At 69.6% G+C, this 12,152-nt stretch carries 13 protein-coding genes; 4 read left to right on the top strand and 9 right to left on the bottom strand.

Features of this window, described 5'->3' with window-relative positions:
* Positions 1-26: 26 nt before the first annotated feature.
* Both ACZ1DY_RS01775 and ACZ1DY_RS01770 read right to left on the bottom strand, forming a co-directional pair.
* Entirely contained in the window at positions 27-848 is an 822-nt protein-coding gene (locus ACZ1DY_RS01775; RefSeq protein ID WP_465485806.1) for an AraC family transcriptional regulator, read from the bottom strand.
* 87 nt (positions 849-935) lie between these two features.
* A complete protein-coding gene (locus ACZ1DY_RS01770) occupies positions 936-2,477 on the bottom strand; it encodes a M28 family peptidase (protein WP_465483442.1) in 1,542 nt (513 codons plus the stop codon).
* Positions 2,478-2,557: 80 nt separating this feature from the next.
* Between ACZ1DY_RS01770 and ACZ1DY_RS01765 the strand changes: the two genes are divergently transcribed.
* Entirely contained in the window at positions 2,558-3,535 is a 978-nt protein-coding gene (locus tag ACZ1DY_RS01765; protein WP_465483441.1) for an NAD(P)H-quinone oxidoreductase, read from the top strand.
* On the opposite strand, the gene ACZ1DY_RS01760 is transcribed toward ACZ1DY_RS01765, so the two are convergent.
* Entirely contained in the window at positions 3,532-4,731 is a 1,200-nt protein-coding gene (locus ACZ1DY_RS01760; RefSeq protein ID WP_126732410.1) for a cysteine desulfurase-like protein, read from the bottom strand. The genes ACZ1DY_RS01765 and ACZ1DY_RS01760 overlap by 4 nt on opposite strands.
* Positions 4,732-4,865: 134 nt before the next feature.
* Here ACZ1DY_RS01760 and ACZ1DY_RS01755 point away from each other — a divergent pair, with 134 nt between their 5' ends.
* Complete coding sequence (locus ACZ1DY_RS01755; RefSeq protein ID WP_257483724.1) at positions 4,866-5,474, top strand: bacterial proteasome activator family protein; 609 nt, start codon at positions 4,866-4,868, stop codon at positions 5,472-5,474.
* Positions 5,475-5,481: 7 nt separating this feature from the next.
* Here ACZ1DY_RS01755 and ACZ1DY_RS01750 read toward each other — a convergent pair whose 3' ends face one another.
* Genes ACZ1DY_RS01750 through ACZ1DY_RS01730 form a run of 5 tightly spaced genes read right to left on the bottom strand, consistent with a single transcriptional unit; the run spans position 5,482 to position 8,936 of the window.
* Positions 5,482-6,642 (bottom strand): epoxide hydrolase family protein, encoded by a 1,161-nt coding sequence (locus ACZ1DY_RS01750; protein ID WP_465483440.1) that lies wholly within the window; start codon positions 6,640-6,642, stop codon positions 5,482-5,484.
* Between the two features lie 49 nt (positions 6,643-6,691).
* Positions 6,692-6,928, bottom strand: a complete 237-nt coding sequence (locus ACZ1DY_RS01745) for a hypothetical protein (RefSeq protein ID WP_465483439.1) — start codon at positions 6,926-6,928, stop codon at positions 6,692-6,694.
* 52 nt (positions 6,929-6,980) lie between these two features.
* Positions 6,981-7,238 carry a hypothetical protein gene (locus ACZ1DY_RS01740; protein ID WP_225950807.1) on the bottom strand — a complete coding sequence of 86 codons (258 nt, stop codon included), beginning with the start codon at positions 7,236-7,238 and terminating at the stop codon, positions 6,981-6,983.
* Complete coding sequence (locus tag ACZ1DY_RS01735) at positions 7,231-8,193, bottom strand: spore coat protein (RefSeq protein ID WP_465483438.1); 963 nt, start codon at positions 8,191-8,193, stop codon at positions 7,231-7,233. The genes ACZ1DY_RS01740 and ACZ1DY_RS01735 overlap by 8 nt, the downstream gene beginning before the upstream one ends.
* Positions 8,190-8,936 carry a cytidylyltransferase domain-containing protein gene (locus tag ACZ1DY_RS01730; RefSeq protein WP_465485805.1) on the bottom strand — a complete coding sequence of 249 codons (747 nt, stop codon included), beginning with the start codon at positions 8,934-8,936 and terminating at the stop codon, positions 8,190-8,192. Before ACZ1DY_RS01730 ends, ACZ1DY_RS01735 begins: the two co-directional genes overlap by 4 nt.
* Before the next feature lie 49 nt (positions 8,937-8,985).
* Here ACZ1DY_RS01730 and pseB point away from each other — a divergent pair, with 49 nt between their 5' ends.
* A complete protein-coding gene (pseB, locus tag ACZ1DY_RS01725) occupies positions 8,986-9,969 on the top strand; it encodes a UDP-N-acetylglucosamine 4,6-dehydratase (inverting) (protein ID WP_465483437.1) in 984 nt (327 codons plus the stop codon).
* A complete protein-coding gene (locus tag ACZ1DY_RS01720) occupies positions 9,962-11,095 on the top strand; it encodes a DegT/DnrJ/EryC1/StrS family aminotransferase (protein ID WP_465483436.1) in 1,134 nt (377 codons plus the stop codon). The genes pseB and ACZ1DY_RS01720 overlap by 8 nt, the downstream gene beginning before the upstream one ends.
* Here the strand turns inward: ACZ1DY_RS01720 and pseI are convergent.
* Entirely contained in the window at positions 11,092-12,147 is a 1,056-nt protein-coding gene (gene pseI / locus ACZ1DY_RS01715) for a pseudaminic acid synthase (protein ID WP_465483435.1), read from the bottom strand. The two genes, ACZ1DY_RS01720 and pseI, sit on opposite strands and share 4 nt — an antisense overlap.
* Positions 12,148-12,152: the final 5 nt, after the last annotated feature.

The raw sequence follows: 12,152 nt of genomic DNA, 5'->3' as shown, positions 1-12,152 counted from the left end.
CCGGGCGCCGTCGCTCTTGTAAGAAATCAATCGGCGGGCAGCGGCCAGCCGTCCAGCGCGTGGCCGGGATGTTCGCGCAGGAACCGCCGCCGGACTTCGAGGTACCGGGTCGGCGTGAGCCCGGTGAACTCCCGGAACTCGTGGCCGAAGTGGGCCTGGTCGAAATAGCCGGCCTCGCCGGCGAGGGCGCCCCAGTCGACCGGTCCGGCGGGGTCGATCGCGAACACGGTGGCGGTGAGGCGGTACGTGCGGGCCAGCCGCTTCGGCGTGACGCCGACGAGCTGCTTGAACCGTTGTGCCAGATGAGTGCTGCTGACCCCGGCCGCGACGCTCAGGCCGCCGATCGCCACCGCACCACCGGTCGCGGCGAGAACACCGCTCGTATGGCGGACCAGCCCCAGTCCGGCGGTCTCGCGCAGCCGACGCATCAGCTCCTCTTCGAGCAGCGTCAGCATCTCTTGCGGTCCGTCCGCCGTGGCCAGCCGGTCTCGCAGCTCGGCGACGGCGGGCCTGCCCCAAACCTGCTCCAGGGTCACCGGCCGGTCGCACAGCTCGGCCGCGGGCATCGGCAGGAACTGCGCCGGGCCCCACGGTTTGAAGTGCACGCCGACCGACCGGGTCCCGGGCGGATAGCCGAACTCCAGCGCGCGGGTGGGCGTGGTGACCACGCAGCCGTCGGCGTACTCGGCCGCCTCGATTTCGGCACCGGCGCGGATACGGAACGGCGGCCCGAGGTTGACGATGAGGAACGCCCCGGGCATCGGCGGCAGCGTCAGCCGGGCGTACGGCGGCGCGCCCGCCAGGTGATAGAGGTCGTCGATCAGCCCGTCCAGCGGCGGTCGCGGCACTCTGGAGACGTACTCCACGCCCCCAAGCATCGCCGAAGCCCCCTTCCTCACGCCAGACGCGAGGAAGGGGGCTTCGGGTACTTCGGATCAGGAAGCGACGTGGTGGTCGTCAGCGTGGACCGAAGCCGTCAGGCTCCGCTGCTGCGACCGCTCGGCCGCGCGAAGTTCCTGCGCCTTCATGGCCTTGGCACCCGAGACACCGTTGATGTTCTCGGTGCTGGTCGCGTACACGCCCAGCGCCCAGGCGACGGCGTCGGAGTTGCGGTCGAGCGCCACGCGGTCGACGTTGCCGAGGTTGTCGCAGGCCTGGTGGTAGCACTTGTCGTAGGGAACGTCGGCGCTACCGCCCCACTTCGCGGCCTGTGCGGCGGTCTTCACCCCTTCGGCGCCGGTGAACAGGCCACCGGCCGGGATGCCGGCGCGGATGAAGCCCTGGTAGTCCGAACGGCCGGTGAAGTCCGTGCCCTCGACCGGGACGCCCTTGCCGAGCTGCAGGTAGTCGACCAAGGTCTTTTCGAGCTGACCCGAGCCGTACGGGCCCGCACCCTCGCCGACACCGTCGGAGTTGTCACCGTCGTAGGCGAAGTACGCCGCGTTCGGCGAGCCGATCATGTCGTAGTTGTAGTAGAGCGCGATGTCGAGCTGCTGCTCGAAGCTCAGCGAGTTGACGTAGTGGGTCGAGCCGACGAGCCCGAACTCCTCGGCGCTCCACCAGCCGAAGCGGACGGCGTTGTTGGCCTTGGGCTTGCTGCCCAGCTGCAGCGCGGTCTCCAGCAGCGCGGCGGAACCGGTGCCGTTGTCGTTGATGCCGGGGCCCTCGGTGACGCTGTCGAGGTGGGCGCCGAGCATCACGACGTTGTCCTTGCGGCCGGTCTTGGTCTCGGCGAGGACGTTGTAGCTGGTCCGCTCCTCCTGGAAGGCGCGCAGGTCGAGGGTGACCGAGGCGCCTGCCTTGGTGGCGAGCGCCTGGCCGTCGGCCTGGGTGATGCCGCCGGTCGGGATCTTGCCCGCGGCCGGGTCGCCCAGGGTGCCGTTGACCGGGCCGGGGACGTTGTTGTAGACGATCGCGCCGATGGCACCGGCCTCGGCGGCCGTCGCCTGCTTCTGCGCGAAGGAGCAGCCGCCGCGCTGGATCAGCGCGATCTTTCCGGCGACCCCGCCGGCGTAGTCGGCCGCTTCGCAGCCGCTGGTGGCGTCGACCGGGACCACCGCGAGCGGCGCGGTGATTCCACCCGCGGGCGTCGACGGGCTGTAGGACATGATGATGATCGGGACGTCGGCGCCCGCGACCGTCAGGCTCTCCGCGAGGGTCTCCGCGTAGGTGAAGGGGAATTCCTGCCGCGTGACCGCGAAGCCCGCCTGCTCCAGCTTCGTGGCGATGTACTCCGCGGATCGCTTGTGGCCCTCGGTGCTGGCGGCGCGGCGGCCACCGGTCGCGTCCGAGATCCGCTGGAACGCGATCAGGTGCCGGTTGACGTTGTTCACGTTCACCTTGTTGACGAGCTGCTTCGCCAGCGCGGGACCGTCGATCCCGGTGGTGGCCGTCGCAGCCGGTGCCATTCCGACCGTGAGCGCGGCGGTGGCCGCCACCACGATCGAGGGAACAATGCTTCTTCGCGAATATGACATGGGCGACACCCTTGTGTGGTTCACGCCACAGGTCAACCGACGTTCGGCGGACTTTATGACACCGGGATAGGGTCGTTCGTATGTACGCGATCACCATCCGTGAGCCCGGCGATCCCGATGTTCTCGAATGGACGGAGGTCCCTGATCCCGTCGCCGGTGAAGGCGAAGTCGTCATCGAAGTCGCCGCGAGTGCCGTCAACCGTGCTGACCTGCTGCAACGCCAGGGGAATTACCCGCCTCCGCCGGGTGCGAGCGAAATCATCGGACTCGAATGTTCGGGCACGATCGCCGAAATCGGCGAAGGCGTCGAAGGATGGCGAATCGGCGACGAGGTTTGTGCTTTGCTCGCCGGTGGCGGCTATGGGGAAAAGGTCGCTGTCCCGGCAGGACAACTGCTTCCGCTTCCCGCCGAAGTCGAATTGCTCGCGGCCGCCGGACTGCCCGAAGTCGCGTGCACCGTCTGGGCGAACGTGGTGATGCACGCCGGCCTGTCCGAGGGTGAGGTCCTGCTCGTGCACGGCGGTGCGGGCGGCATCGGCACGCACGCGATCCAGGTCGCGAAGGCGCTCGGCGCGACGGTCGCGGTGACGGCGGGCTCGGAAGAGCGACTGGAGAGCTGCCGCCAGCTCGGCGCCGACATCGCGATCAACTACAAGGAGCAGGACTTCGTCGAGGTGCTGCGCGCCGAGACCGGCGGCGCGGACGTCATCCTCGACAACATGGGCGCCAAGTACCTCGACCGGAACATCGACGCGCTGAAGGCCGACGGCAGGCTGGTGATCATCGGCATGCAGGGCGGGGTCAAGGGCGAGCTCAACATCGGCAAGCTGCTCGGCAAACGCGTCAGCGTGTACGCCGCCGGGCTGCGGTCGCGGCCGCTGGCGCAGAAGGCGGCGATCGTCGCCGACGTCCGCGAGCGGCTGTGGCCGTTGGTGGAGCAGGGTTCGGTGAAGCCGATCGTCGGCCAGGTCGTCCCGATGGCCGAAGCCGCGTCCGCGCACCGCGCGCTCGAAGAAGGCACGGTTTTCGGCAAGGTCCTGCTGGCGGCGAAGAGTTAACGGATCTCTTCGAGTACCCGGACGAGCTGATTGACCTCGAAGACGTTCGAGTAGTGCGCGAGTCCGATGCGGACGGCGCCGCCGACTTCGGCGGCGCCGAGCGACCCGAAGACACCGCTCGTTCCGTCGTCGGCGAAGGCGCAGAGCCCTTGGGACGCCAGGTATTCGGCGACCTCGGGCGCCTTCTTGCCCGCGACGGCGAACGCGAGCGCGGGGATCCGGCGCATGGCGTCGCCGATGACCATGACGTGCCGCAGCGAACGCAGCTCCGTGGACAGCTGCGCCAGAAGCCCCGCGTGGTACGACTTCGCCGAACCCAGCGACGTCACCAGCTTCTCGCGCCGCGAACCCATCGCGGCGTCGTCCAGCCCGGCCAGATAGTCGATCGACGCGACCAGACCGGCCAGCAACGGGTACGCGTGCGGCCCCAGCTCCATCCGGGCCGGCCCGCGCGCGGCCGGATCGAGCGACACCGACGGCAGGCGTTCGAGCAGCTCGGGATCGCGGAAGACCAGCGCGCCCACCGACGGGCCACCCCAGGCCTGCGCCGAAACCACCATCACGTCGGCACCGAGCGCGTTGAGGTCCAGCGGGACGAACGGCGCCGCGTACGTCGCGTCGACGACCACCAGCGCGCCGACCCGTTTGGCGAACTCGATCACCGTCGGGACGTCGGGCCGGGTGCCGACCGAACCGGACGCCATCGTCACCGCGACGGCCTTGGTGCGCGCGGAGACGAGGTTCTCGTACTGCCAGGCGGGCAGCTCGCAGGTCTCGATGTCGATCTCGCCCCAGCGCACGACCGCGCCGACGCGTTTCGCCGCACGGCGCCACGGCGCGAGGTTGGCCTCCTCGTCGAGCCGGGAGACGACGACCTCGTCGCCGATCGTCCAGCGGTCGGCCATCGCGTCGACGAGACGGCGGATGAGATCGGGCGCGTTGGGGCCGAGCACGACCCCGGCCGGGTCGGCGCCGACCAGGTCGGCGACCGCCCGGCGAGCGGCCGTGACGATGCTTTCCGCACGCTGGGAGGCCGGAAACGCTCCACCCGGCCCGGACACCGGAGCGCGCATGGCCGTGGATACGGCCGAAGCGACCTGTTCAGGTACGAGCATTCCGGCGGCGCCGTCGAAGTGAATCCAGCCGTCACCCAGCGCGGGAAACAGCCCACGGATACGAGCGACGTCGAACGCCATGGGGACACCGTACGGACGTGCGGTTTGGCGCTTTACCCGGGGTTGGCTGCCCGAACACGGGGTGCGACGATTCCCGCTACGCTCGGAGACGGCGGCGAAAACCACACTGCGCTCGGCGCCCGACGTAGGCCAGGATGGAGCACATGACCGACCCAGTTTCCCGCGAATCGACCACCCCCGGTGACGGCGGCGGAGACTCCCCACACCATGTGGTGGTCGTCGGTCCCGACGGCGTCCCGGTCGGTACCGCACGCGTCGCCTCCCCCGGATCCGACTCCGGCGAGGAGGGGCAGGAGGAGTCCCTCGGCGACCTCGTCGAAGAGCCCGCCAAGGTGATGCGCATCGGCACGATGATCAAACAGCTGCTGGAGGAGGTCCGCGCCGCGCCGCTGGACGACGCCAGCCGCACCCGCGTGCGCGAGATCCACCAGACCTCCATCCGCGAGCTGGAGCAGGCGCTCGCGCCCGAGCTGCAGGACGAGCTGGAGCGCCTGGTGCGGCCGTTCACCGAGAACTCGACGCCGTCCGATGCCGAACTGCGGATCGCGCAGGCTCAGCTGGTCGGCTGGCTGGAAGGGCTGTTCAGCGGCATCCAGACCGCGCTGTTCGCGCAGCAGATGGCCGCGCGGGTGCAGCTGGAGCAGATGCGGCGCGGGCTCCCGGCCGGTCCGTCCGCGGGCGGCGCCGCTTTGGGCGGGCACGGGGCCGGCGGAGAGTCGCACGGCCCCGGCCAGTACCTCTGACAAGGGGTCAGCGGAACCGGCGGAAGAACGTCCGCAGGTCGTCGATGAGCAGATCCGGCACCTCCAGCCCGGGGAAGTGACCCCCGCGGTCCGGAGTGGACCAGTGCACGATGTCGTCGGTGCGCTCGGCGAGGTGCCGGATCGGCAGGCCGGTGTCCTTCGGGAACACGGCCACGCCGGTGGGCACCGTGGACTTCGCAGGCCCCTCACCCCAAGCCGGGCCCAGCGCGGCGTAGATCCGCGAAGACGAGTTCGCCGTGCCCGTGAGCCAGTAGAGCATCACGCTGGTGAGCAGGTCGTCGCGATCGATCGCGTCTTCCGGGACGTCTCGCGAGTCCGAATAGGACTTGAACTTCTCCACCAGCCAGCCCAGTTGTCCGGCCGGCGAGTCGGTGAGCCCGTAGGCAAGCGTTTGCGGTTTGGTCGCCTGGATCATCGCGTAGCCGAGCTCACCGGTCTGGAACTCCCGCCCACGAGCCAGCGCCGCCTCCCCGCGCGCGAGTTCCTCGCCGGTGAGCCCTTCGAGATCGGCCTCGGATTCCGGCACCGCGTGCGGCAACATCGTCAGATGCGCGCCGATCACCCGCTCCGGGGACCGGACGCCCACGTCGCGCGACACGATGGCGCCCCAGTCGCCGCCGTGCAGCCCGAACCGCTCGTACCCGAGCCGCGACATCAGCACCGTCCAGGCGTCGGCGATCCGGCCCGTGCCCCAGTCCGCGTCGGTCGTCGGCCCCGAGAAGCCGAACCCCGGCAGCGACGGCACGACGACGTGGAACGCGTCCGCGGGGTCTCCGCCGTACGCGCGCGGGTCGGAGAGCGGGCCGATGACGTCGAGGAATTCCACAATGGACCCCGGCCACCCGTGCGTGAGCACCAGCGGGATCGCGTCCGGCTCCGGCGACCGCGCGTGCAGGAAGTGGACGTTCGCGCCGTCGATGTTCGTCAGGAAACCCGGGAACCCGTTGAGCCTCTCCTCATGGGCGCGCCAGTCGTAGCGGAGCCGCCAGTACTCGGCCAGCTCCTGAAGGTATCCGAGCGGCGTCCCGAGCCCCCAGCCTACGCCGTCGATCTCGTCCGGCCAGCGGGTGTTCGCCAGGCGGGCGGCGAGGTCGTCGAGGTCGCGTTGGGGGACGGCGATCGTGAACGGCTTGATCTCTTCGGTCATGGGGCCGACGGTAGGGAGGATCGAGGACAGGTGCGGTCCTCGATTCCGATCAGACTCGGAACTCCGGCAAGGCCCACGACGTCATCAGCTCCGCGATGTCGGCGACTTCGTCCTCGTCGGCCTCTCGGCCCTCCGCGCGGAGGAACAGCATGAGGTCCATGAGCTCTTCGAACAGGTCGTCACGAGAGGTTCCGCGCTCGAGTTCCTCGATGAGCAGCGGCCTGGCCTTGCCATAAAGCCTGTTCGTGACGATGTCGAGCAGTCTTACGCGGAAATCACTGCTCACAGCCACACGTCGCCCCCTGGAATCGGAAACCCTCGTTCCAGTGTCCCTGTCACTACAAACGATATTCCGGCGGAACCCAGTCCGACATCAGATCCGCGACATCCGCGACCCGATCTTCCTCTGCTTCTCGTCCCTGCGCACGGAGAAGCAAGATCGTGTCGAGCAGTTCCTGGTACAGCTTCTCCCGCAGGACACCCCGCTCGATTTCGGCGGCGAGCAGAGGGCGGATCTCGAAGATGGTCAGCTCCGTGGCGACAGCCCTCAGGAGCCTCGCCCGGAAGTCCCCACTGACTTCCCTGTCTTCAGCCAACGCCGTCGTCCAGCCGGTCCAGCACGCGGTCCACCCCATGGCCGTCCACGACGGACGCGGCCGTCTCCGAGAACCGCCGCCGCGTCTCCCCGTCCAGCAGCAGGGTCCGCAAGGTCTCCACGGCGTCGTCGTCCAGCGCCGCCGCGCTTCCCAGTCCAGCCGCGAGCCCGAGGTCCAGCGCACCCCGGTAGCCCGTCTCCTGGTTGTCGACGAGCTGTACGACACCGGTCGGTACGCCGAGGCAGCACAGCTCCAGCAGCGTGACGCCGGCCGCGCTCACCGCCACGTCCGTCTCCGCCAGCAGGTCGAGCAACCCGGGTCCGGGCGGTTGAACGCGGAACTCCTGCCCGGGCCAGGTCTTCGGTACCACCGGTTCGCCGCGAACGAGAACATCGGCGGCGAAGGGCAGTTCGGTATCGCGCAAGGCGTGGAGAAGCACGCTGACCGTGCCCGCCCATTCGGTCCCCCCGCCGAGCACGACGGTCACATGGGGCCGCTCGGGGGCTTCGTGCCCGCGGCGCTTCTCACGCGCGTTCCGGACGACGTCTCGCATCGGCGCGTAAGCCACGCCCCGGAGCAACGCGCCGGATCCGTCATCGGGCCGCGGCGCGGGAGCGAAACCGCAGTCGACGACGAGGTCCGCCGCGCGCCTGCCGAACACGTCGTCCTCGATGGACACCAGCAGCGCGCCCGCGGAGTTGACCTCTTCGCGCAACTCGCCGAGGCCGTAGTGATCGACGACCACGGCGTCGAAGCCGTCGAAGGGCACGGACGGCACCACCGGAACCGACAGTTCACCGAACCGGGCGGCCAGCCATTCGGCGTTGTCCACGACGCCCGCGAACACGACATCCCAGCCCCGCGCGACGGCGCGTTCGGCATAGGCGACCATGCGCGAGACGTGGCCCGCACCGATCGTCCCGGAGGCGTCGGCCCGCAGCATCAGCCTCGTCACCCGGCCACCTTCTTCTGCTCGACGTGTTCGTTGAGCCGCGCGAGGTCGGGCCGGGACCGCAGCACCGCGACGACCTCGCGCCAGTCACCGACACGGTCCCCCAGCTCCGCCACGACGCCGTCGATGACCGACCAGTCCTCGACGGTGTCCAAGGTCACGCGCAGGTCGTCGGCGGCAGGGCTCACCACGACACCGGAACACGAGTACGTCTCCGGACGCGAGTAGATACCCGAAGTGACGTGTTCCCGATCGGCGCCGCGGGCGATCTCGACCTGTTCGGCCAGCACCTCCGCACGCACGAGCTCCGCGTCGAACCCTCGGGGCAGCGTGCGGACGAGGGTCGTGCTCAGGTAGTCCAGCGACGGTCGCGCCCGCCACAGCGTGACGAGTTGCCCGATCAGCTCCGGGTCCAGCAGCGGGCAGTCGGCGGTGAGCCGCACCACGGCGTCGGCCGGGTACAAGTCGACAGCGACCGCGAAACGCGCGAGGACGTCGTCGAGCGGCCCTCTGGCGACCAGTGCGCCGTGCCGGGCGGCCTCTTCGGCCACCGCGTCGTCGACGGCCTCCGTGGAGGTCGCGACGACGACCTGGTCGATTCCCGGCGAGGCCGCGGCGGCGCGGACGACCCAGCCGAGCACACTCCTGCCAGCCAGCGGACGGAGGACTTTGCCAGGTAGCCGGGTGGACGACGCTCGCGCCTGGATGACGGCGTTGACCACGTGGGCCCCGGGGGCTGGATCCATGGATGACATGATGGCCTGCGGCAGCAGCACCGAAACGCGGAGGTCGACGATGTCCGAGCTGGATGGCTCCAGCATCCTGCTCACCGGCGGGACCGGTTCGTTCGGCAAGGCGTTCATCACCTACGCCCTGGCCGAGCTGAACCCGCGACGGCTGGTCGTGCTCTCCCGCGACGAGCTCAAGCAGTACGAGGCCCGGCAGCAGTTCGGCAACGACCCGCGGCTCCGCTGGTTCATCGGCGACATCCGGGACCGCCGCCGCCTCGAGCGCGCGATGCACGGCGTCGACTACGTGGTGCACGCCGCCGCGCTCAAGCAGGTCGACACGGGTGAGTACAACCCGTTCGAATTCGTGCAGACCAACGTCGTCGGCTCGCAGAACGTCATCGAGGCCGCGATCGACACGGGGGTGAAGAAGGTCGTCGCGCTGTCGACGGACAAGGCGTCCAGCCCGATCAACCTCTACGGCGCCACGAAGCTGTGCGCCGACCGGATGTTCATCAGCGCGAACCACTACGCCGCGACCCATCCGACCAGGTTCTCCGTGGTCCGCTACGGCAACGTGATGGGCTCGCGCGGCAGCGTGATCCCGTTCTTCCGCGCGCTCGCGGAAAAGGGCGAGTCGCTGCCGATCACGCACAAGGAGATGACCCGCTTCTGGATCACGCTCCCGCAGGCCGTGCAGTTCGTGGTCGACTCCTTCGACCAGATGAACGGCGGCGAGCTGTACGTGCCGCGTATCCCGAGCATGCGCCTGGTCGAACTCGCGCAGGCCATCGCGCCCGGTTCACCGATGCACGAGGTCGGCATCCGCCCCGGCGAAAAGCTGCACGAAGAGATGATCGCCCCCGACGACGCCCGCCGGACGGTGCGGCTGAGCGACCGCTACGTCGTCCAGCCCCATATCGCGGGCTGGGGCTACGAGCCGCCGTTGGACGGCCAGGCAGTGCCGGAGAACTTCGCGTACCGCTCGGACACCAACGACCTGTGGCTCGACGCGGACGAGCTGCGCGACCTGGTCGAGCAGTATGGCTGAGTTCCTTCCCTACGGCCGTCAGTCGGTTTCCGACGAGGACGTCGCCGCCGTCACCGAAGTGCTGCGCGGCGACTGGCTGACCACCGGCCCCGCCGTCACCCGCTTCGAGGAAGACCTCGCCGAGCACACCGGCGGCACGCCCGCGGTGGCCGTCACCTCGGGAACGGCCGCGCTGCACGTCGCGTACGCTGCGGCCGGGATCGGCCCCGGCGACGAGGTCGTCACCTCGCCGATGACGTTCGTCGCCACCGCCGCGACGGCCGCGCTGCTGGGCGGCAAGGTCGTGTTCGCCGATGTCGAGGCGGACACGGGCAACCTCGACCCGGCGGCGGCATCGGCGGCCGTCACCTCACGGACCAAGGTCGTCGCCGCCGTGGACTACGCCGGCCACCCGGCCGAACTGGACGAACTCGGCCGGATCGCGCACGACAACGGCGCGCTGTTGCTGGAAGACGCCGCGCATTCGGTGGGCGGCAGCTGGCAGGGCAGGCCGGTCGGTTCGCTCGCCGACCTCACCACGTTCTCCTTCTTCCCCACCAAGAACCTCACCACGGCCGAGGGCGGCGCGGTGGTCGCCGCTTCGAACGAACTGCTGACGCGTGCCCGGGGTTTTCGCAATCACGGGCTGGTGCGGGACAAGACGGCGCAGCGTTATCCGGACGAGGGCGCGTGGCATCAGGAGGTGCACGAGTTCGGCCTCAACTACCGCTTGCCGGATGTGTTGTGCGCCTTGGGAAGCAGCCAGCTGCGCAGGCTCGCCGAGTTCAAGAAGCGCCGCGCGGAGATCCACGCGCGGTACACCGCCGCACTGTCCTCATTGGACGGCGTGCTGACGCCTGCCGTGCGCGAAGGCGCGGATCCGGTGTGGCACCTGTACCCGCTGCGAGTCCTCGAAGGACGCCGCCGCGCGCTGTTCGATCACTTGCGCGCCAAGGGAATCGGCGTCCAGGTCAACTACATCCCCGCGTACTGGCACCCGGTGTTCGAGGACCTCGGATACCAGCGCGGGATGTGCCCGAACGCGGAGCTGTACTACAGCCAGGAGATTTCACTGCCGCTGTTTCCGGCGCTGACCGACGCCGACGTGGACCGCGTCATCGACGAGGTCCACGCCTTCCTCGCCTAGATCAGGCCCCAGGTGAGCGCGGTGCCCTTCGGAACATCGCTAGTGAAGGTGCGCCCGAGCACGTTCACGATCTCGGCGGGCGCCAGCCCACCGGCCGGCCGGATCGAGCGGACGTTCTCCCGCGTGACCGTGTCCCCGGCCCGCACGTCCTCGACGACATAGAGGGAACGCCGGAATCGCAGGCCTTCCTTCTCGCTCTCGCGCGGCCCGATCACCGCCGCGCCCAGCGCCTCCCAGGCACGGTGCGACTCGGTGACCAACGCGGCCAGCTCGGCGGGCTCCAGTGAGAACTCCGAGTCGACGCCGCCGTCGTTCCTCGCCAGCGTCACGTGCTTCTCGATCGCGACGGCACCGAGCGCGACGGCGGCCAGCGGGGCACCGATGCCGGGCGTGTGGTCGGACAGGCCGACGAGCGTCCCGGTCACGCCGGCCAAAACCGGCAAGCCACGCAGGTTGCTTTCGGCGGGCGACGCCGGGTAGCTGGCGGTGCAGCCGAGCACGACCAGCTGGTCATTGCCCGCCGCCCGCGCGGTCCGCACCGCCGCGTCGATCTCGGCGATGCTGGCCATCCCGGTCGAGATGATCAGCGGTTTGCCGGTCTTCGCGCACAGTTCGATCAGCGGCAGGTCGACGATCTCCGAGGACGCGATCTTGTACGCGGGCGCGTCCAGCGACTCCAGCAGGTCGACCGCGGTGGGGTCGAACGGGCTGGAGAAGATCTCCAGGCCACGGGCGCGGGCGCGCTCGAACAGCGGCTCGTGCCATTCCCACGGCGTGTGGGCGCGCTCATAGAGCTTGTAGAGGTTCTCGCCACCCCACAGCGAATGCGAGTCGCCGATCCGGAAGTCCGGCGTGTCCACGTCGATGGTGATCGTGTCCGGCCGGTAGGTCTGCAGCTTGACCGCCTGCGCGCCGGTTTCGGCGATCGCGTCGACGATCTCCAGCGCCCGGCCGAGGTCGCCGTTGTGGTTACCGGACATTTCGGCGATCACGAACGGCGGACGCGCCGTCGAGAGGACATGTGCGCCGATGCGCACCTCGGTGGCGGTCATCGGGG

The organism is Amycolatopsis sp. PSD-21 (assembly GCF_055561455.1).
Note: the sequence above shows the minus strand (reverse complement) of the source record. Positions and strands in the feature narration are given on the sequence as shown.